We start from the raw sequence: 20,068 nt of genomic DNA, 5'->3' as shown, positions 1-20,068 counted from the left end.
TTAAGCTTGACTTTGTGTGGGGTTTGTTTGTTAGAATGCCGCCCGTTTTGTTTTGGTACAAATACATAAGAATTGATGGGCGAAATGCTTTTTAAAAAATAAATTTAGCGCTCATCAATCATAAATCTAAATAATTTTAATGAGGCATGTTTTGAAAAAAAGTATTGTATTTTCTACGATTTTGCTTGGCATGTCGTGGAGTGGTTTTGGCTATGCTGAAACTCCAGAAATTAAATTAAAACATAGCTGTATTCGTCATTATCCACAAGCTGAAGGACAGACTGATCAGGCATTGTTAAGCTTGTATGCTCAAGTATGCGATAAGAAAAACAGTGATCGAAAAAATGATCTGTTGGCACAAGTTGCCATGCGTTTTCATGAGTTGGATCAGAACCTGAATGCCTTGCTCTTGGTCAATCAACTGAAACAGCAAAATGTCCGTGGCACGTTGCTGACAGATGTAGCTTTCTTGTCGGGTGTGGCGATTGCAGAAGAAAATTTGCAACACATGCGTCAAGAAGAAGTGCGCTATTTGAGTAAGGATCTGACTTACCCAGCGGCAAAAAAATTGACAGAAGATATTCGTTTAGCAATGCCAGCACCTGAGGTGATTGAGACGAAAAAAGAGAGTTATAAGCCGCGTTATGCTGCACCTAAAAAAACGTATGTGGCTCCAGTAAAACATAAGACACCAGCTACAGCGGTTGTCACTAAGCCAAAAACTCAAAAAGCGACAGTAGCACCTGTACATCACAATTCAAGTAGCCCATTTGCTGCATTAAGATAATAGGAAATTAAAATCATGGCAAAACGAGAAAGCGTTCAGAAAAAGCTGCAACGTATCCGTCCACCACGTGTTCAGCTGACTTATGATGTTGAAATTGGCGATGCAAAAGAAGCAAAAGAACTCCCGTTTGTAGTGGGAATTATGGGGGATTTTTCTGCGGCATCTGAACTGGAAAAGACCAAATTAAAAGACAAAAAGTTCGTTAATGTTGATCTTGAAAATATTGATGAAGTGATGGAGTCACTTGCGCCACGTGCAGCCTTTCAGGTTGAAAATACCTTGACTGAAGAAGGTGGTCGCATGTCCGTGGATTTGACTTTTAATTCGATGGAAGACTTCCGTCCTGAAAATGTGGCTCAGCAAGTTGATCCTTTACGCAAGTTGGTTGAGGCGCGTGCGCGTTTGACCGATTTACGTAACAAAATCTCTAATAGTGAACGCTTAGAAGACTTGTTGGATGATGTACTGAAAAATACAGATCAAGTGCGTAAATTAAGCGCGGAGGTGGCTGATGAGTAATGCTCAAATGTCAGCACTGAGTGCTGTAAATGCTGAACAGGTGGGATTACTTGACTCGATTGTGGAACAAAGCCGAATCGCACGTAATGACGAAGAACATGTTCGTGCAAAGAGTTTGATTAGTGAGTTAGCCAAAGAAGTCATGGCAGGCACGATTGTGGTATCGGAAAACATGACCTCATCAATTGACAAGCGGATTGCAGAAATTGATGACCTGATTTCCAGTCAGCTCAGCAAAATTATGCACCATGAACAATTCCAAAAAATTGAAGCGACTTGGCGTGGTTTATATTATTTTTGTCAGGAAACGCCATCGAATCCCCTGATTAAAATTCGCATGCTCAATACCACCAAAAAAGAGTTGGTGAAAGACTTTCAGGGTGCAACTGATTTTGATCAAAGTACCTTATTTAAAAAAATCTACGAAGAAGAATATGGTTCATTTGGTGGTGCACCTTACTCAACCTTGATTGGTGATTTTGAGTTTGACCGTACACCATCAGACATGTATCTGCTTGAGCAAATTGCCCATGTTGCAGCAGCGTCACATGCACCCTTCATTTCAGCAGCTAGCCCAAGCATATTAGGTCTGGATTCATTTACCGATATTGACCGTCCGCGCGATGTATCGAAAATTTTTGAAACCGCTGAATATGTGCAGTGGCGTTCATTCCGTGATAGTGAAGATTCCCGTTATGTAGGCTTAACCATGCCGCATGTTTTGGGACGTTTGCCATACCATCCAAAAGAGGGGACTGCAACTGAAGGCTTTAATTATGTTGAAGAAGTTTCTGGTCAAAATCACGGTGAATATTTGTGGATGAATGCTGCTTATGCCTTTGCCACACGTTTAACCAACGCCTTTGACCTACATGGTTGGTGTGCTGCAATTCGTGGTGTCGAAGGGGGTGGCTTGGTCGAAGGTTTGCCTGTGCATACCTTTAAAACCAGCGATGGTGAAGTCGTATTTAAGTGTCCAACTGAAATTGCGATTACCGACCGCCGTGAAAAAGAACTCAGTGATCTGGGCTTTATTCCACTGGTGCACTGTAAAAACACGGACTATGCGGCTTTTTTTGGCGCACAGTCGACACAAAAACCAAAAAAATACGATACCGATATGGCGAATGCGAATTCTGCGCTGTCAAGCCAGATTCAATACATCATGGCGGTATCGCGTATTGCCCATTATTTAAAAGCCATGATGCGCGATAAAGTTGGAAGTTTTGCTTCCGCGGGGAATGTCGAAGCATTTTTAAATGGATGGTTGTCGCAATACGTTTTGCTTGATGATGGGGCTTCGCAAGAAGCCAAAGCGCAGTACCCGCTGCGTGAAGCATCAGTCAAGGTTGTAGAAGATCCGGCTCGTCCAGGTCACTACAAATCCGTGGTCTTTTTAAGACCGCATTTCCAGTTGGACGAGTTATCAGTTTCTTTGAGACTTGTTGCTGAGTTACCTCAGCCCTCTAACTAATTAGAGCCAACTACATAATAACTTTAAATTAAAAAAGGATAATTCCTAAATGAAAGACATCTACGTCCAGTTTCGTGGCAAATACAAAGTTGACGGCGAATCTCGTGACTCAGAACATAAAGACTGGTTAGAAGTGAATTCTTGGTCACACAACATTCGCCAACCAAAATCAGCGACTTCAAGTAGCGTAGGTGGTCACACCGCAGAACGTGTTGAGCACTCTGACATGTTGTTTATTAAAGATTTGGATGCAACCAGTCCAAAACTTTGGGAAGCATGTTCAGCAGGTTATACCTTTGATGAAGTACAGATCGACTTTTACCGTGCCAATGGTGACAAGCGCATTAAATACTTACAAATCAAACTGAAACACGTTCTTGTCTCTAGCGTAACGCCAAACGTGAATGAAGAAGGTGTGCCGACTGAAGCCTTTGGTTTGAAATATGCTGCGGTTGAGTGGACATATAACCAACAAGACATTAGCGGTACAGCGAAAGGTGCTGTAACCAAGAAATGGTCTCTTTCTAACAACACTGCATCTTACGCAGCGTAATTGGACTGAGCTGATTGTTATAGAGATTAACAGCATGCTGTTAATCTCTATTTAATTAAAATTTATAACTAAAATGAAATTAGATCATCTGTATCCTTATGGGTTTCGTTCGACTTTATTCGACCGTTTGACCCCAGAACATGACCATGTGCAAGGTTTGTCGATTCAGCAACTGCGTGAATCGGTGGCACGTGATCTGGAGGATTTACTCAATAGTCGCGTTGCAAAACTTGATCAGGACATGAGCCAGTATCCATTGGTGAGTCAGTCCATTTTGCAGTTTGGCATTATCGATTTTGTGGGGTTGTCGACAGCCAATCCGCTAGATCGGGACAAGATTTGCCAGTCTATTGAACAGTCGATTGCAGCCCATGAACCGCGGTTAAAGCAAGCCAAAGTAGAGATGTTACTTGACGGGCACAATATGGGGTCATTGTGTTTAAGTATCCAAGCATATTTAAACATTCACCCGTTATATGAGCCTGTCATTTTTGATGCTTTATTAAAACCAACAACACAACAATATGTAATTTCTACACGGAATTAAGCGGGTCTACTGTGATTGATGATCTTTTACCCTACTATGAAAAACAACTACAAGAATTTGGACAGCAGTCGCGGGCATTCGCACAAAAATACCCAAAAATTGCCCAGCGACTGTCTTTAAATCAAGAACAAATCGATGATCCACATATTGAGCGTTTGATTCAGGCATTTTCGCTGGTTTCAGCACGAATCGATAAAAAACTGACCGACAGTTACGATGTATTCACCCGAGCTTTATTTGAGGTGATGTTTCCGCAGTATTTGCGCCCATTTCCTGCCTGTACGGTGGTGAGTTTTGAAGACCCAAGCAAACTTAAACAGTTGACAGAAGCCCATATCATTCCTGCTCAAACCACCTTGAAATCCCGCAGTATTAAAGGGGTGCAATGTGAGTTTAATACCACACAGACGGTACGACTGTTGCCGATGAGCTTGGCCGATCTAAACTTTAGTACCGCACCCAGTGCTCATTTGCAGCTCAAGCAAAATGCGACCCTGAGTTTTAAATTTGCGATCTATAGCGATGCTCAAGCATGGATGACACAAGAACATTTGCCGATTTATCTGGATGCGATTTCACACTTTCCACTGCAAGTTCTCGACAGTATTTTTAAACAAGGGACTGCATTTTCTTTAAAAATCGGACAGCAACGTATTGAGATTGCCAATCCGTTTAGTGTGATGGGATTTGAGGAAAGTGAAAGTCTTTTGCCGATTGATCAGCATACGCACCACGCTTATCGTTTGCTGATGGAATATTTCTGTTTTCCTGAGAAATTCAATTATCTCAATCTGAATTTGGCGGCATTAAAACCCCATTTAAAACAGCATCGCGAGTTTGAATTACAGCTCCATTTTAAACTGAATCTCAATGATCAAGCTTTGGTGCGTAATTATTCTGAATTGGATGTTGCCAATTTCAAACTGTTCACCAGCCCAGCAGTCAACCTGTTTGAGAAGCAGGCTGAACCGCAAAAGATCAATCATCAGCAACTCGAATATCCACTGATTACCGATGTCCATCACCCTGAGTTTTATCAGGTGTATTCAATTTTGGGTATGCATATGATTCGGGAAAAAACCGATCAGGAACAAAGCTATACACCTGTATTGCCTTTTTTTGCGATGAGCCATTATCAACAAGATCGCGATCAGTTTTTTTATGCATTGAACCCGAAGCAACTCAAGTCTGAACTGATCGAAATGGGATATTCGATTATCTCGAAAAGTCTTGAGCCTTATGCCACCAAGTCGGATTTTATCAGTACCAAATTGCTGTGTTCCAATCGGGATTTGCCACATGAAGCACTGGGACAAACCAATAATATTTTGAATTTGAATGAGAGCAGTTTGGCGCGCCGTGCCGTGTTATTGAAGCGTCCGACATTACCACAGTATTTTCAGCAAAATCAGCAAGAACAGTGGCGGATTATTTCGCATTTGTCACTGAATACCTTGGCTTTGATGAAAGGGGATACCGTCACACATCTTAAAGAGTTGCTCAGTTTATATAACTTACCGAATTCCAAAGAAAATCATTTGTTGATTGATGCGATTAAACACGTCGAATTTTTCTTGGTGCATAAACTGGTGGATAGCAAGCCTTTCCCGATGTTTATTCGTGGTGTAAAAGCCAAGCTCAGTATCGATAGCCGTGTTTTCCGTGGACATAGTCTGTATTTGTTTAGCCAAATGCTGAGCCACATTTTTAATTTAAAAGTTCAGATCAACAGTTTTGTTGATGTGGTGGTTCAAGATCATGCAACCCAGCAGGAGTTATACCAATGCGTTCAGAACGTTGGTGGCAAGACGCTTCTGTAGTTGCAGCGATCTTCGAGCAGGCAACTGCATTTGAGTTTATTCAGGCGACACGTTTATTGCGGCATGCGCCTTATCAACTCGATACGCAACATTGGGCAGATGCATTTCAGTTTGGTACGTCACTGAGTTTGAGTTTCCCAGCGAGTGAAGTAGAAGCCTTAACGCTGCAAGATGAACAGATCCAAATCCGTAATTTACTGGTTGGGCTGACGGGCACACAAGGGGCGTTACCTTATACTTATACGCATAAAATTCGGCAGAGCCCACGTCAGCAACGTCAGGAAACTCAAGCCTTTCTTGATCTGTTTAATCACAGCCTAACTGCGCAATATGTTGATGCCAGTTTGGCCTATAACTTACCTGTGCGTTATGAGATTGAACAGAAAAATGACTATTTGGATATTCTGCATGCTTTAAATGGTTATGTTCGTGATCAGCATCAACAGTCTGAACTGGACGAATATTTTGCAGAATTTGCAGGATTGATGCAGGGGCAAAACAATACGGCACATGCATTACGTACAGTGTTGAACTGTGTGTTTAAACAGCCGATTGAGATTAAAGAATTTATTACGGAACGTTTTTATTTGAGCGATGAACAGCGCAGTTGTTTAGGTGGATTGCAACCTACTCAACTTGGCGTGAATAGTTTTTGTGGTGAAAGCATTCGCCAAATGGACGGAAAAATTGAAATCCAGATTGGCCCGATGAAGCATCAGCATTATCTTGAATTTTTACCTGAGCAGCCACTGAGCCAGAAACTCAAACATTTATTGCAAACTTGGTGTAGCCCAACATTGCTCGTCGATGTTCGCCTTATTTTAGATGTTGCCGATATTCAGCCCTTACAACTTGCCACTGTCACTTCTCTTGGTTTGGGGCAGGGGGCATTCCTGCTCAGTCAACCTGCGACAGTTGATAATGATGAAACCTGCTATGCATTAGTTGGAGCAGCAGCATGATCAAGAAAATCTTAGCAACTTTAGTCATTGTTTTTATTGCAGTGAGTGCTTTGGTAATTTTGTATTGGCGTGATGTGCAATATAGTCCAAGTGCCACTGATTTTGTTTTATATTTTCTCGGATTGCCCGTTGCAATCACTCTGATTTTACTTTCCCCTTGGCTGATTTACCGAGCATATCGTGCTCATCAGGATAAGCAAGCAGCGCTTAAACAACAAAAACAGCAGCAAATTTTGCAACAGCAACAACAAGCCGAGCAAGCCGCATTGCCAGAAAAAGCCCAAACTGAATGGCAGACCGTACAGATTTATTCGGCACATGCATGGAGTGGTCTGGGCGAAGATCAAAGCATTATTGAAGCTTTACAGCAATTCCCTTGTGCAGAACTGGACTCAGAATTGTGTAATGCACATGGCTTGCCGATTTTGTCTTATCGCATTGCCGATCTAGATCAGCAAGTCACGGCACAAGATGAGGATGAACCGTTTTCTTGGTTGTCTTTGCGTCAGCAACGGATTCAAGCGCTGATTCAGCAACAGCTTGAACAGCATAGCACCGTGTTATGGCAGATTGCGGAGCATCTTCAGCAGTCGACCTTGTTTTATGACGGGAAGCAGTCCACTGAATATCGCATGCACCCAGCTTGGGTCAATCCCAATGCTGCATCAACCGAGAGTTCTACCGAAGTGCTTGCTCCACAAGCCGTGAGTCGTTTAGATGGGCTGCATGTACAGCTGATCTTGCCTGATAACTTGGCATTGACTTGGGATCAGTCGCAAAGTGAAGAAGCACTGACATCGGTCTTGCAATCCCTCGGGTTTGAAGCACATCAATTGAAGCTTGATTATCATTTTGTCGATGCAGATCAAGCCTACAGCATGACGCTTAAACAGTTACAACGTGCCGCACAAAACTCAACGTGGGTGACGTTACTGTTGGTCGCTGACTCTGAGATTGATCAGGATTATCTCGATGAACAGACATGGCAACAGAGCCATTATGTCCCTGCCGAGTTTGCTGCCAGTTGCTGTATCGCTCAGCCAAACTTGCAGCTTCAAGATCTCAAAGCACTCCAGTTTTTGTCGATTGCCAGTGCACAACCTGAGTTGAGTGAAGTCTTCACGCAAACAGCATGGACAGATTTGCCGCAGTATCAGGCGGAGCAGCCTTTTGTGTTGCTACTCGATGATATGAAACAGGCAAAAGTAGTCAAACAAGCAGAACAACACTTTGCCAAAACCGCAATTCAGCAGCAGCACTATCTGTTACAGCATGGCAGCGTTGGCAGTAGCCAAACATTAGCAGAGGCTTATGGGGTATTGCTTGGATTACAGATTCAGGCTGAAAGTATGGCGCTGGTCACGAACCTGAAACATCCTGACAGTCATGTTTTGCTGCATTCAGAGGCACTCAGGCTGACAGAAGTGGCATAAGGTTAAGTTTATGAATTTACTAAATATTAAAGATAAGAGCAGATAATGTATACGATTTTGGGCTATTTGTGGCAATACATCACCAATCCGAAAGCGATTATTGCGCTTTCTTTATTGATTGCGCTGATTTCTGCTTATAACTATGTGCCGCACTATGTGTTTTGGGCGTTGTTGGCGGCCTATATTTTAGTGCTGATTGGCTATGGAATTTACTGGCTGATTCAGCGTCGCCGTCACATTAAACAAGGTGAAGAACTGGCTCAAGCCATTGAAAAAGAAGCACAGGCTGAATACGGTCAACAAAATAACAAAGAAGAATTACAGCTGATTCATCAGCAAATGAAAGACTCGATCCAGCTGATCCGTAAATCAAAACTAGGTGATAAAAAAGGCAATGCTGCGCTGTATGAATTGCCGTGGTACATGATTATTGGTAACCCTGCGGCGGGTAAAAGCTCGGCAATTTATAACTCGGGTTTGAAGTTCCCATTTGAAGAAAGTCATCAGCAAATGATGTCGGCAGGATTAAGTGGAACACGTAACTGTGACTGGTTTTTTTCGACTGAAGGCGTGTTACTGGATACCGCAGGACGCTATTCGGTGTACTCCGAAGATCATTCCGAATGGCTGGGCTTTTTAAATATTCTCAAGAAAAACCGTTCTAAATCGCCGATTAACGGTTTGATTATTACGGTCAGTATTGCTGAGCTGATTAGCCAAAGCCCTGAAAGTTCATTGAAACTGGCAAAAAATCTACGTGCCCGTATTCAGGATTTGACTGAACGTTTGGAAGTGATTGTTCCTGTCTATGTGGTCTTTTCAAAAATTGATTTGATTTCAGGGTTTACCGAGTTTTTCGATTGTTATGATGCCGAAGAATACAATCAGGCTTGGGGGGCAACTTTGCCTTATGAAAAGAACTCTTCGCAAAATGCCGCCGATGTGTTTGAACAGCACTATAACTTGTTGTATGACGGGCTGAAAAGTGTCAGCATGACGCATTTAAGTCGCCGTCATTCTCAGAACATTTCACCGAGTGTTATGACGTTTCCCCTCGAGTTTAAAACACTTAAACCTGCATTAAAGAGTTTTGTGTCCACGCTGTTTGAAGACAATCCTTATCAGTTCCAACCTGTCTTTCGCGGATTTTATTTCACCAGTGCCTTGCAAGAGGGGATTGTGGAAAGCCCGATGACCGAACAGATTGCGCAAGAGTTTCAGCTTCATTCTATTTCAGGAGAGGCAGCATCGCAAAAAGTCTATGGGCAAAATCATGGTTACTTTATTAAAGGCTTATTTTCCGATGTGATTTTGCGTGACCGTAACTTGGTCAAGCAGCATATTAATCCGAATAAAAAACGTCAGCGTTATTTGAGTTTTATGGGGGCACTGATCGGGGTGTCGATTGTGCTTGGGGCGTGGGTCTGGTCGTACCGTAACAATCAGCAACTGATTGCCGATGTACAGGCAGACATGGCGCAAGTCGCTCAGATGGAGAAAAGCTCAGGGCAAAATCTGTCAACCCAGTTAGATGCCTTGCTGATTCTGCAAAACCGTTTAGAACAACTGGATGAGTTTGCTGAGCATCGCCCGTTAAAATATAGCTTTGGTCTGTATCAGGGCAATCAGTTACGGGAACAGTTGAAAGCTGAATATTTAAAAGGCATTCAGCAAATCGTCCTGCAACCGACCCAGCAAAATATCGCTGAATATTTACAGCGCGTTAAAAATAATGAAGCTGTACTGAAAGCCAATCATAGCAATGTTGAAATTAAGCCGACGGCAAAAGCACAGCAGTATTTACAGGCATCTGATACCGACCCGCAAGATGCTTACAATGCACTGAAAGCCTATCTGATGCTGAGTAATCATCAGTATATGGAAGCAGGACACTTGAGTGATCAGGTGACCCGTTTCTGGCGTTCATGGCTCGATGCCAATGCAGGGCAAATGCCACGCGATGACATGATCAAAAAAGCCGAGCAGATTCTGTCGTATTCGATGAGTTTGGCGAATGATCCACAGTTCCCGACTTTGGATGCCAACAGTACTTTGGTTGACCAAACCCGTCAGGTCTTATTGTCTGTGATCCGTGGTATGCCTGCACGTGACCGTGTTTATAACGAAATTAAAATGCGTGCAGCGGTGCGTTATCCTGCCTTAACCGTGGCGCAAATTGTGGGGGATAACAATAAGAATGTCGTGCTAGGCAGTTATGCCTTACCAGGCATGTTTACCCAAAAAGCATGGTCTGAATATGTGCAGCAAGCCATTGAGGATGCAGCGAATAAACCAACTGACAGCAAAGACTGGGTGTTGAATAGCCGTCAATCGGATGATCTCACTTTCTCTGGAAGCCCAAGCCAGATTCGCAAGCAACTTACTGATTTGTATAAACAGGAATATATTGCTGAATGGCGAAAATTCCTCAATGGTGTGCATTATGCCAAAGCACCGCAATTTGCCCAGCAGATTCGCTATATGGATGTTTTAGGTGAACCTGAAAACTCACCAATCCGAACCATGATGGAACGTATTGCGATCGAAACCAACTGGGACAATCCGATTGTTCAGGCGGAATTGGCGACACCGAAAAAAGGCTTTATTGCGTGGTTTAAACGTAAAGTGTTGCGTCAGGGAGAGCAAAAATTGTCGCAGCAAGCCATGAATCAGGCACAAGGGGCAATTTCCCAGCAGTTCCAAATGTTCTATCAGTTGGTACGTAAACGTGACGATCAGCAGAATAAATCACTACTGGATGAATACATGACGAATCTGTCACAAGTCCGTAGCAAATTTAATGATCTGAAAAGTGCAGGTGAAGTCGGGCCAAGTGCGATTGCCCTAGTGAAACAAACCATCAATGACCAAAACTCGGTGTTTAATCAGACGCAAAAACAGGTCGATGAAAAGATCATGGTGGGGCTAAACGATGTCGATCAGCAATTAATGCAAAAACTGTTGGTCAGCCCACTCACTCAATCTTTTGAAAGTCTGTTACCACCCGCACAGGATGAACTCAATAAACTTTGGATGATGCAGGCTTATCAACCTTTTAGCACCAATTTAAGCAAAAAATATCCGTTTAATGGTTCGGCAAGTTTACAGGCAACCAGTAACGAAATTAGCCAGATCTTTGGTGAAAATGGTTCAATTGCACGTTATGTCAAAGAGAATCTTGATCCACTGGTGATTCGTCGTGGTTATAACTTGACCTCAAAAACATGGAAAGATTTGGGCATTAGTCTGAACCCACAGTTTGTTGCCAACTTCCAAAATTATGTTGCGCCAAGCAACGGCATGGCAACAGGCGAGTTAAATGCGCCTTCTGCTGCTGCGGCCGCCGCTGCACCAGCGCAATCGAACTTCCAGTTCTACCCAATCCAAAATCCACAGCTTCTGTCTTACAGCATTGAGATTGATGGGCAGCGCATGGTGTATGAGAACGGCATTCAGCAATGGGTCAACTTTATTTGGCCAAACAAAGGAGCAATTCCTGGCGCACGAATTACCGTGGTGGATCTGCAAGGTCAGACCCATACCATTTTTGATGAACCAGGTGAGTACGGGATTAACCGTCTAATTGACAGTGCTGAGCGTAAACAGCTCAATGGCAGTTTCGAGATGGTTTGGCGCAGTAAGCAAAACCCTGATCTTTATGTGAAAGTGAACTTCCGTTTGGTCAGCGGCGGCGGTGCAGGTGGTTCTGGTGCGATTGGTTCAAGCCGTGGTTACGCAGGCTTACAACTGGTCGATAAGGTCACAACGGATAAAGCCGTGCGTGTGGTGGCAGCGCAGCAAGCACCTGCTCCAACTGCGAAACCACAGCCTCAGGCACAACCACAACAAGTACAAGGAAGCCCATAATGATTTTGAAATCACAGTCAGTGGAGGGATAAGCCATGCAGACCTTAGCAAGTATCCCGCTTTATTATGGAAAAAGCCCTGCGCGTGGTGACTTTCTTAAGTCACAGGGGCAATATTCACTGATTCAGGTGATTGATCAGTGGCTCAAGGAAGCACTGCAATATGCAATGCAGCATCCTGACTTTAAACAGCATTATGCGGCATTGCCGACACTGGATTTTTTTATTGCCAATCCGCAAGAGCATATGTTTCTGGTGGCAAATTTACTGACCAGTGAAGACAGTTCAGGGCGGAGCTTTCCTTTGGTGCTGAGTCAGTTGCTAGATGTGGAACAGCCCTATTACAACCTGAATTTTGCACCGTATCTGTATCAGTCTGTCCTTGAAGATTTACAACAGCGTAACCGCTTGTTGCGATACATGCAGAGTGCTGAAGCTCTGCTTCAGCAACTGGAGGCTTTGCCGAAACAAGTGACGGTGTTGACTCAGCAAGAGTGCAAAGATTTTTATGAGCATCACACCATGCACTCCTTTGCACAATTGTTGAATCTGAATGTCTATCAATTAGCGCAAAGCATGTTGGCTTTAGGTTTGTTGTTACAACCCATTTTGAAAAATGGAACCAGTCGCCTGAATAAGGTTCTGATTCTGCCGATTCACAACCGTGAACACTGTTATCCGATTGCTGCATTTTGGGTCAACCTGATTAGCCAGTTTATTCAGCAGCACAATACGGAAGTACTGATCGGGATTTTACATCGTGAACAACCTGTATTGATGTTTGGTTTCCAAGGTGCGGATATTTTGGCACTGAGTGATATTTTCACGGACAACATGCATAGCCAGCATTGGGTGTCTTTGATTGATGCACAGTGGATTGACAGCTATTTAGAGCAGAATGCAGGTTTGGCCACTTTGGAACAGCTATTGTGCCAGCGTCAGATGGGACTTAATCAAGGTTTAAAACTTTTTCGACAGACTTTTTTAGATGAATAATTATGCCAAATAACAACAAAATCGCTTTACTGCGTGGTCTTATTTTAATAGGCGCATTGTTCAGTAGTTGTGCCCTTTGGGCGCAGCCTGTTGTGGTTGAGGGGGTTGTTCCTGATCAAACCACCAAACAATCCATTTTAAACAAAATGCGTAGTGTCTATGGGCAAGACCAAGTTGTAGATAAGATACAGGTTCGTGCCGTGTCAGCCCCAAGTGACTGGAGCAATACCGTGACTCAGGCAATTAGCCCCGATCTGAAAAAGGTCAGTCAGGGCAAATTAACGGTGCAAGGCACACAGGTTCAACTGACTGGAAAAGTCAGTAATCCCAATGAATTACAGCCTTTAGTCCAGCAGTATCAAAGTTTAATTCCAAGCCCCTATCATTTTACTCAGCAGTTACAGGCCAATCAGGCAGAGCAAAGCATTGTCGATCAAGCCTTAAAGAACCGCATTATTGAATTTGAATCAGGCAGCTCTGTATTGACTGATTCAGGTAAATCGATCTTGGATGAGATGGCGACGGCATTACATAAAGTGGGCAATAAAAAAGTCAAAATTATTGGGCATACCGACAGCTCAGGCGATGCGACCAAAAACCTGAAACTCAGTCAGGAACGTGCCGAAGCCGTCAAAGCCTATCTGATTGGCAAAAGCATTGCCGCTACGAATTTGAGTAGTGAAGGCATGGGAGCAAACAAACCTGTTGCAGACAATGCAACCCCTGAAGGTCGTCGTAAAAACCGCCGTATTGAATTTGAAGTGCTCTAAGGAAAACTGTCATGTCAAAAGCATATATCACGATGGGTTGCCCGACGACGGGTGGTGGTGTGGTGATTTCGGGCAACAGTGCTTTTGTGATCGAAGGTATTGCAGTGGCCTGTGTGGGCGATAAAGCCACATGCCCTTTGCATAAAACCGTAGCCACGATTGTTTCAGGTGATCCCAACATGCAGGTGATGGGCAAGGCGGCAGCAAGAGTCAATGATAGTCTGTCTTGTGGCTGTAAATTACTTCAAAAACAAAGCTCAGTGATTAATCAGTGAATTTGCTTGCCCATATTTTAAGTCTTGGCGTTTTTCTTTTGTGGGGAAAAGAAAATCACAAGGAATTGAACATCAAATCATTTTTAAACGAATAACAATATGCTGAATACGATTTATAAAGTTTTAGAGCAACTGGGGCTAAACACGCAAAAGCGTGCCTTGCATATCCAGTTTTCAAATACCGCGTTAAATTCGCAGGTATTTCTGCAAAGCATGCAGGGTGAACATGAGTTAAATCAGGGATTAACCGCACAACTTTTTTGTCTGTCGACCAATGCCAGTTTGAGCTTAAAGCAGTTTATTGGCTGTCAGGTTGCGATTGATCAAGTCACAGATATGGGGCAACTGTTTCGTACCACAGGCATCATCACTTCGGCATCTCAAGGGCAAAGTGATGGTGCATTGACGGTCTATCAATTGACCTTACAAGATGCCACCAGTCTTTGGCATAAGCGCCGTAATAGTCGTGTGTTTATGAATAAAAGTGTCACGGAAATTAGCGATGTCATTTTTAAAGAGTGGCAGAGTAAAAGCCCACTGTTTGCTGCGAGTCTGAGTCTGGACAGTTCAGGCTTAAAGCAGGATGAGGATATTCGCCCGTTTGTGATGCAGTCCAATGAAACGGATTATGACTTTTTGACACGTTTGTGGCGTAGCGAAGGCATTAACTGGCTGATAGATGAAACGCAGTTATTCTCTGCTCAAATCAGTGGCGAAATTCAGCCCCAAAAGCTACGTCTGATTGATGACAACAGCGCTTTTACTGCACTTACGCGAAAGAATATTCGTTTCCATCGTAGCAGTGCGACTGAACTATTCGACAGTATGACCAGTCTGGTTGCCCACCGTGATTTACAATCCACCGCAGTGCATATACAGCGTTGGCAAGCCGATCAACTGAGTCAGGACGATGCCAGTGGTTCAAACCTCAGCGCACATATTCATAGTGAACTACAAGGTAATGAAGAACTGAGTCTCGAACAGGCATGGAGCATTAGTCCTGCTTGGATTAGTGACTTAAATGGAGAAGATCAGAGTACAGCATCGGGCGCCAGTCAAATTGACAAGCTCAATCAGCAACTCAGTGCTTATCAGGAACTACAAGCCAAATACTTTAAGGCACAAACCACCGTACGTGATGCACAGGTGGGATACTGGTTTGAACTGACAGGGCATCCTGAAATTGATCTGCATAGTGGTAGTGACCGTGAATTTCTGATCTATAGCAAACAGTTATATCAGCAGAATAATTTACCGAAAGACTTACAAATTCAAGTCGATGCACTGTTTAAACAAAGTCATTGGTCATTGCAGGAACGTCAGGGCAATCATTTAACTTTGGTACGTCGCCAAATTCGCATGCTCCCAGATTATGATCCACTACAACATCGCCCTAGTGCTTATCCACAGCATGCCCGTGTGGTTGGTCCTTCAGGTGAAACGATACATGTCGACCAATGGGGACGGATTAAAGTTCGTTTCTTATTTACCCGTAGCGATGATCATAGCCATGATGGTGGTGCAGGCAGCAATGACAATGATACCGACTCGGCTTGGGTCGATGTGCTGACGCCTTGGGCGGGTGAAGGTTATGGCGCACGATTCTCGCCACGGGTAGGCGAGTTGGTGGTGATTGATTTCTTTGATGGCAATGTGGATCGACCTTTTGTCCTTGGGCGTATTCATGAAGCAGAACGTCATCCCACCCGTTTTGATGTTAAAGGACAACTGCCAGAGACCAAAAAACTCAGCGGCATTCGCTCACAAGAAGTCGATGGTTCAGGCTTTAACCAACTGCGTTTTGACGACACTACAGGACAAATTAGTGTCCAGTTACAAAGCAGTCATGGAGCAAGTCAGTTAAATCTCGGTAATCTCAGCCACCCGAAAGAACAGGCAAGCAGTGATGGACGCGGTGAGGGCTTTGAGTTGCGTACTGACCAGTGGGGCGCAATGCGTGCAGGCAAAGGGTTACTGATTTCTACCTATGCACAAGATCAGGCAGTTGCCGATCACCTTGCGGCGGCTGAAGCCCAATCATTGCTTAAACAAGGGCATGACAGTATGCAAGTGCTGAGTCAGGTTGCTGAAAAGCAACAGACCGATGCGCTCAATGTCCTGTCACGCTTGCCAAAGTTTATTGAATCCTTGGAGATCAAAAATACCCAACAGGCTTTGAATAGTACAGTTGATCTATTTAAAAATGGTTTAAGTAGTGACCCTCTCTCGACTTTGAAAAATTGTGGCAGTTTTGTGCAGGAAATGGGAGCGTTTGGCAGTAGTACACAAAGTATTGTTGAGCAATTTAAGAGCCAGTTTACGGATTCCAAAGAGGCTATCAGCAATTTAAAACAAACTATAGAGAATCTTGAGGAGCAGGGTACTGAGGTCTTAAAAGGCAAGCTGGCAAGTTTAAAAGCTAAAGTGAACGACCAGCCTCTACAAGTGTTGGGAGATCTGGGCAACATCATTGAACAAGTCAAGATTGATCCTGAAAAATATATGACGTGTGGTTCGTTTGAGAAACTCAATGAATTTACCCCAAATAAGGCCTTGCAGCAGATACAGGGTTTTATGGAGGGGTATACCCAAGGTTTAGAAACGAGTAATAGTCAAGCCAAACAGGAACAGGGCAAGCTCTTTCGTCAGGCACTTATGCTGCTGGCTTCACCGAATGGTATTGCACTGACCACGCCAGAAGATATCTTGTTGCAAGCTTCACAAGATATTGCTCAAGGAAGCCAAGCCAATATCAACTTAAGTGCCCAAAAAAATATTGTGGTACAGGCACAAAGCAAAATCAGCCTATTTGCCGCGGAGCAAGGGCTTAAGGCTTTTGCGGGTAAAGGCAAGCTAGAGCTACAAGCACAGGATGATGCGATTGAAGTGATTGCTCGTAAAGTCATCAAGCTCATATCAACCGAAGACAAAATCGAAATCATTAGCCCGAAAGAGATTTCATTAAAAGCGGGTGGATCACAACTCAAAATCAATAGTGATGGGGTATTTGCAACGACGGGAGGCAAGTTTGAGAGTAAGGCAGGACAGCATGTGTTTACCAGTGGGGAAAAGGTGTCTTATGAAGTTCCGACATTGCCGAATACGCCTTTATTTAGTAACCGTTTAGATGTTTATGATTTGTTTTGGGATTTTGACCTACCTCAACTCACCTATACTGCAAAATTTAAAGATGGGCGAATTTCTACAGGAAGTTTAGATGATAATGGTAGGACATCCCGAATTACATCAGCAACTTCCGAAGCTTCAGAGGTATTTGTTGATACCAATATGTCTTGGGGCTTAGAAATAGAAGAACAAGAAGATACAGATAGTTCAGAAGAAACAAGAGAATAAGGTTTTAATTTAAAATGACTGTAGCAAAAGATAAATTATACGATATTACTTTCATCTTGCATGATTTGACGCATAAACCGATTGCCAATTTGTATTATGAAATCAAAAATCAGCAAGATATGGTGAAAAAGGGCATGACCAATGCTCAGGGTGAGATTTCCCTTAAATATGTGGGAGGAAATATTCTTACGGTATTTGTGCGAAAAGCACATGATCAAAAAATGAAGCAAATTGGGGAAATTCACACGCCAAATAAGAATATTAAGGTAAAAATGATAAGCCCTAAAATGAAATTTGATGTGACTCTACTACCACAGGGAAATCAAGGGAAGTATTGGCGGGGTACATATAAAGTCAAGAAAGGTGATACGCTTTCTAAAATTGCAAAAGAGCACCATACGACAGTCTCTGCTTTATTGGCTTTAAATCCTTCGATTAAATCACCAAACCAAATCTATCAAAATCAGGCGATAGAACTAGGTGAAAGCAATGATAATGCAGTACTTAAATTAGATGAACATAGTGTGATTAAAGTTCCTCCTGCAAAGAAGACAACAGGTCATGTTATTTCAGATCGTAAGTCTACTGGTGGTTCTTCATCGAGTACAACGGCTACGCCACAAGCAAAGCAGCAAACATCAACCACGCAAGTTGAACATAAGTCAGCTTCGCCGCAAGTACAACCAAGCCCAACACCATCAAAAGCTGTTACACAAAAAACACAGCAACCTACCGCAGCAAAAAAAACATCAACAGTAGCTACTACGACAGCCACTCCTCAAAAAATAGCAGTACAGCAAGAGCATAATGAAAACAAGAAACCAGTTGCTGTTGCGAGTCTTTCAGGATGCGTATGTAAGCAATATGATTTGATATGGGGAGCTAAAGTAAATTGTGAGTTTCGTAAAAAGGTAGTGGCTATTGCTAGTGAACTTTGGGGAGAGGAAAAGAAAATCAAAATGGCAAATATGCTGATGGCTGTATTCGCTTGGGAAAGTGGATTTACTTTCAGAGCAGATGCCCCAAATCAATCGAATTCTGGTGGCACTGGTTTGATACAAATTATGCCTAAGACTTTTAGAGCTATAACTGGTGAAGAGCCAATAATAGAAAAAGTAACAAATTATTGGGGGAAGCCCAAAAAAGGAAAGCCTGATATTGAGTTGAGGCGAATAAAACAATTAGCAAAATTAACACCTGCACAATATTTGGATTACGTAAAAAAATATTTTGAACCTCAAAAAGGAAAAAATTTAGAATTTATTGATTTTTACTTGTTAGTATTATTTCCAGTATCATCAGGAAAACCTGACCATGTTGTATTTGCAGATAATATATCGAAAATACCACAAGGAGAGGAAGAGTCTATTAGACAGAAAAGGGTCAATGCTTTTCCAAAAAATAATATGGATGGATATATTATAGATGACAAAGGAAATGCAGTAAAAAAAGGTGTTAAAGATGGAAAGGTCATGAAATCTGAAATAGCAATTGCAGTAAGTCATTATTTAAAAGATGGTGAGAATTATAAAAGTAATTATTTGGATGGTTGCTCAATTAAACCTAAGACAACACCTTTAATCTCGGGATCTATAGCTCCTTGGATGAAAATAGCGATAAGAGAAGCAAAGCAGTGGAAAGGAAAGAAAGAAGGTGAAATTCAAAAAGTAGATAACTATCATACGATGGTTAAATCTGGATATAAAACAATGGTTGGAGATAAGAATCCATGGTGTGCCTCATTTGTTAATTATTGTTTAAAAGAAACAAATTATAAAATGAGTAAAGCTTTAGCATCATCACAATCATTTAAGTGGGATTCTAGTTTTGTGAAAATATCAAAGCCAGCCTATGGAGCAATTGCAGTTTGGACAAGCGAAGAAGATAAAAGATATGGACATGTTTGTTTTGTATTAGGTATTTCCGGAACAGCTAATTTTATTAGACTAGGCGGTAACCAAGGAGACATGATTACAGTTGATAGTAGATCAATTACAACATATAAGTACTATCTTCCAAAAAAATATTATGAAGAGATTCATGGAGTAATTAATATTGCTTCTGAAGAAAATTTAAAAAATCTTAAGGAACAAGGTTTTCCTGTATACGATAGTAATGCAACACGTTAATATAATTTGAAAAGGAGAGTATTAGTTTTATGAAAGTTAAACTTTTAATTGCATTACTATTTTTTGGAAATTCCCAAATTATAAATGCCAAATCGGATTGTATACGACAGAATGATGGTTCATATTTGGCTTGTATTATTCCAAAAGATCAAATCAATCAATTAAAACCTGATGTAACACTATTTTGTGCTAAGAAACAAGAAGATGGTCCACCTGAACTATCAAAAAGAAATGAAGCTACCTTTTGTCGAAAATTTATTAGAAAGGTTAATACAGGATTTTTAGTACAGGATTTCTATACAACAGGTCAGAAATATACGAACGAATTTATGATTACTCAGTCTGATTGGCTAGGAATGGTTGATATGCCGACTGATTGTAAAGTTCCTGTAGAGGGTAGTTTAATCTATTACAGCAAGAAAGGTAAGAAACAAGCAATTTATCGATTTAAAAATAGTCGATATTATTCTGGGTGGAATAGTAAGTGTGATTAATACTTATAATTAATTATTAAAATTCTTGCATTAGTTAAAATTTAAAAATAGTCAATTTTGATTGTTACATAAATATTAAGGCTGAAAAT

At 42.2% G+C, this 20,068-nt stretch carries 15 protein-coding genes; all 15 read left to right on the top strand.

All coding sequences use genetic code 11. The features are described 5' to 3' along the window. Positions 1-151 precede the first annotated feature (151 nt). Positions 152-787 carry a hypothetical protein gene (locus C1A47_RS06295; protein WP_205669581.1) on the top strand — a complete coding sequence of 212 codons (636 nt, stop codon included), beginning with the start codon at positions 152-154 and terminating at the stop codon, positions 785-787. A gap of 15 nt (positions 788-802) precedes the next feature. Beyond that, on the top strand, positions 803-1,306 hold the full coding sequence (gene tssB / locus C1A47_RS06290; RefSeq protein ID WP_111893515.1) for a type VI secretion system contractile sheath small subunit: 504 nt from the start codon (positions 803-805) through the stop codon (positions 1,304-1,306). Beyond that, positions 1,299-2,780 carry a type VI secretion system contractile sheath large subunit gene (gene tssC, locus C1A47_RS06285; RefSeq protein WP_111893513.1) on the top strand — a complete coding sequence of 494 codons (1,482 nt, stop codon included), beginning with the start codon at positions 1,299-1,301 and terminating at the stop codon, positions 2,778-2,780. Before tssB ends, tssC begins: the two co-directional genes overlap by 8 nt. A 49-nt stretch (positions 2,781-2,829) precedes the next feature. Then, positions 2,830-3,333 carry an Hcp family type VI secretion system effector gene (locus tag C1A47_RS06280; protein WP_111893511.1) on the top strand — a complete coding sequence of 168 codons (504 nt, stop codon included), beginning with the start codon at positions 2,830-2,832 and terminating at the stop codon, positions 3,331-3,333. A gap of 73 nt (positions 3,334-3,406) precedes the next feature. Beyond that, complete coding sequence (tssE, locus tag C1A47_RS06275) at positions 3,407-3,880, top strand: type VI secretion system baseplate subunit TssE (protein ID WP_111893509.1); 474 nt, start codon at positions 3,407-3,409, stop codon at positions 3,878-3,880. A gap of 11 nt (positions 3,881-3,891) precedes the next feature. Continuing rightward, positions 3,892-5,700, top strand: a complete 1,809-nt coding sequence (gene tssF, locus C1A47_RS06270; protein ID WP_111893507.1) for a type VI secretion system baseplate subunit TssF — start codon at positions 3,892-3,894, stop codon at positions 5,698-5,700. After that, positions 5,664-6,662: a type VI secretion system baseplate subunit TssG gene (tssG, locus tag C1A47_RS06265; RefSeq protein ID WP_111893505.1), complete on the top strand. Its 999-nt coding sequence runs from the start codon at positions 5,664-5,666 to the stop codon at positions 6,660-6,662. The genes tssF and tssG overlap by 37 nt, the downstream gene beginning before the upstream one ends. Continuing rightward, complete coding sequence (locus C1A47_RS06260; RefSeq protein ID WP_111893503.1) at positions 6,659-8,095, top strand: hypothetical protein; 1,437 nt, start codon at positions 6,659-6,661, stop codon at positions 8,093-8,095. Before tssG ends, C1A47_RS06260 begins: the two co-directional genes overlap by 4 nt. Before the next feature lie 45 nt (positions 8,096-8,140). Beyond that, positions 8,141-11,962, top strand: a complete 3,822-nt coding sequence (tssM, locus tag C1A47_RS06255; protein ID WP_111893501.1) for a type VI secretion system membrane subunit TssM — start codon at positions 8,141-8,143, stop codon at positions 11,960-11,962. A gap of 35 nt (positions 11,963-11,997) precedes the next feature. Beyond that, positions 11,998-12,957, top strand: coding sequence for a type VI secretion system-associated protein TagF (tagF, locus tag C1A47_RS06250; RefSeq protein ID WP_111893499.1), 960 nt, complete (start codon positions 11,998-12,000; stop codon positions 12,955-12,957). Positions 12,958-12,959: 2 nt separating this feature from the next. Next, the gene (locus tag C1A47_RS06245) at positions 12,960-13,727 is read left to right on the top strand and encodes an OmpA family protein (RefSeq protein WP_111893497.1); all 768 of its coding nucleotides are present in this window, start codon (positions 12,960-12,962) and stop codon (positions 13,725-13,727) included. Positions 13,728-13,738: 11 nt separating this feature from the next. After that, positions 13,739-14,002 (top strand): PAAR domain-containing protein, encoded by a 264-nt coding sequence (locus C1A47_RS06240; RefSeq protein ID WP_111893495.1) that lies wholly within the window; start codon positions 13,739-13,741, stop codon positions 14,000-14,002. A 99-nt stretch (positions 14,003-14,101) separates the two neighbouring features. After that, the gene (locus C1A47_RS06235) at positions 14,102-17,356 is read left to right on the top strand and encodes a type VI secretion system Vgr family protein (protein WP_111893493.1); all 3,255 of its coding nucleotides are present in this window, start codon (positions 14,102-14,104) and stop codon (positions 17,354-17,356) included. A gap of 14 nt (positions 17,357-17,370) precedes the next feature. Beyond that, positions 17,371-19,485 (top strand): TIGR02594 family protein, encoded by a 2,115-nt coding sequence (locus C1A47_RS06230; protein WP_111893491.1) that lies wholly within the window; start codon positions 17,371-17,373, stop codon positions 19,483-19,485. A gap of 29 nt (positions 19,486-19,514) precedes the next feature. Then, the gene (locus tag C1A47_RS06225; RefSeq protein ID WP_111893489.1) at positions 19,515-19,979 is read left to right on the top strand and encodes a hypothetical protein; all 465 of its coding nucleotides are present in this window, start codon (positions 19,515-19,517) and stop codon (positions 19,977-19,979) included. Positions 19,980-20,068 lie beyond the last annotated feature (89 nt).

Origin of the sequence: Acinetobacter sp. MB5 (genome assembly GCF_003261585.1) — a bacterium.
In the GTDB taxonomy this organism is placed as follows: Bacteria; Pseudomonadota; Gammaproteobacteria; order Pseudomonadales; family Moraxellaceae; genus Acinetobacter.
The sequence above is the reverse complement of the archived record's forward strand: the minus strand, read 5'-3'. Positions and strand labels throughout refer to the sequence as shown.

Excerpts from the sequence above, each read along its gene's own strand:
- C1A47_RS06260 (WP_111893503.1), top strand. The coding sequence starts at position 6,659 with ATGATCAAGAAAATCTTAGCAACTTTAGTCATTGTTTTTATTGCAGTG.
- tssC (WP_111893513.1), top strand. The coding sequence starts at position 1,299 with ATGAGTAATGCTCAAATGTCAGCACTGAGTGCTGTAAATGCTGAACAG.
- C1A47_RS06245 (WP_111893497.1), top strand. The coding sequence starts at position 12,960 with ATGCCAAATAACAACAAAATCGCTTTACTGCGTGGTCTTATTTTAATA.
- C1A47_RS06230 (WP_111893491.1), top strand. The coding sequence starts at position 17,371 with ATGACTGTAGCAAAAGATAAATTATACGATATTACTTTCATCTTGCAT.
- tssB (WP_111893515.1), top strand. The coding sequence starts at position 803 with ATGGCAAAACGAGAAAGCGTTCAGAAAAAGCTGCAACGTATCCGTCCA.
- tagF (WP_111893499.1), top strand. The coding sequence starts at position 11,998 with ATGCAGACCTTAGCAAGTATCCCGCTTTATTATGGAAAAAGCCCTGCG.
- C1A47_RS06240 (WP_111893495.1), top strand. The coding sequence starts at position 13,739 with ATGTCAAAAGCATATATCACGATGGGTTGCCCGACGACGGGTGGTGGT.
- tssE (WP_111893509.1), top strand. The coding sequence starts at position 3,407 with ATGAAATTAGATCATCTGTATCCTTATGGGTTTCGTTCGACTTTATTC.
- tssG (WP_111893505.1), top strand. The coding sequence starts at position 5,664 with ATGCGTTCAGAACGTTGGTGGCAAGACGCTTCTGTAGTTGCAGCGATC.
- C1A47_RS06225 (WP_111893489.1), top strand. The coding sequence starts at position 19,515 with ATGAAAGTTAAACTTTTAATTGCATTACTATTTTTTGGAAATTCCCAA.
- C1A47_RS06280 (WP_111893511.1), top strand. The coding sequence starts at position 2,830 with ATGAAAGACATCTACGTCCAGTTTCGTGGCAAATACAAAGTTGACGGC.
- tssM (WP_111893501.1), top strand. The coding sequence starts at position 8,141 with ATGTATACGATTTTGGGCTATTTGTGGCAATACATCACCAATCCGAAA.
- C1A47_RS06235 (WP_111893493.1), top strand. The coding sequence starts at position 14,102 with ATGCTGAATACGATTTATAAAGTTTTAGAGCAACTGGGGCTAAACACG.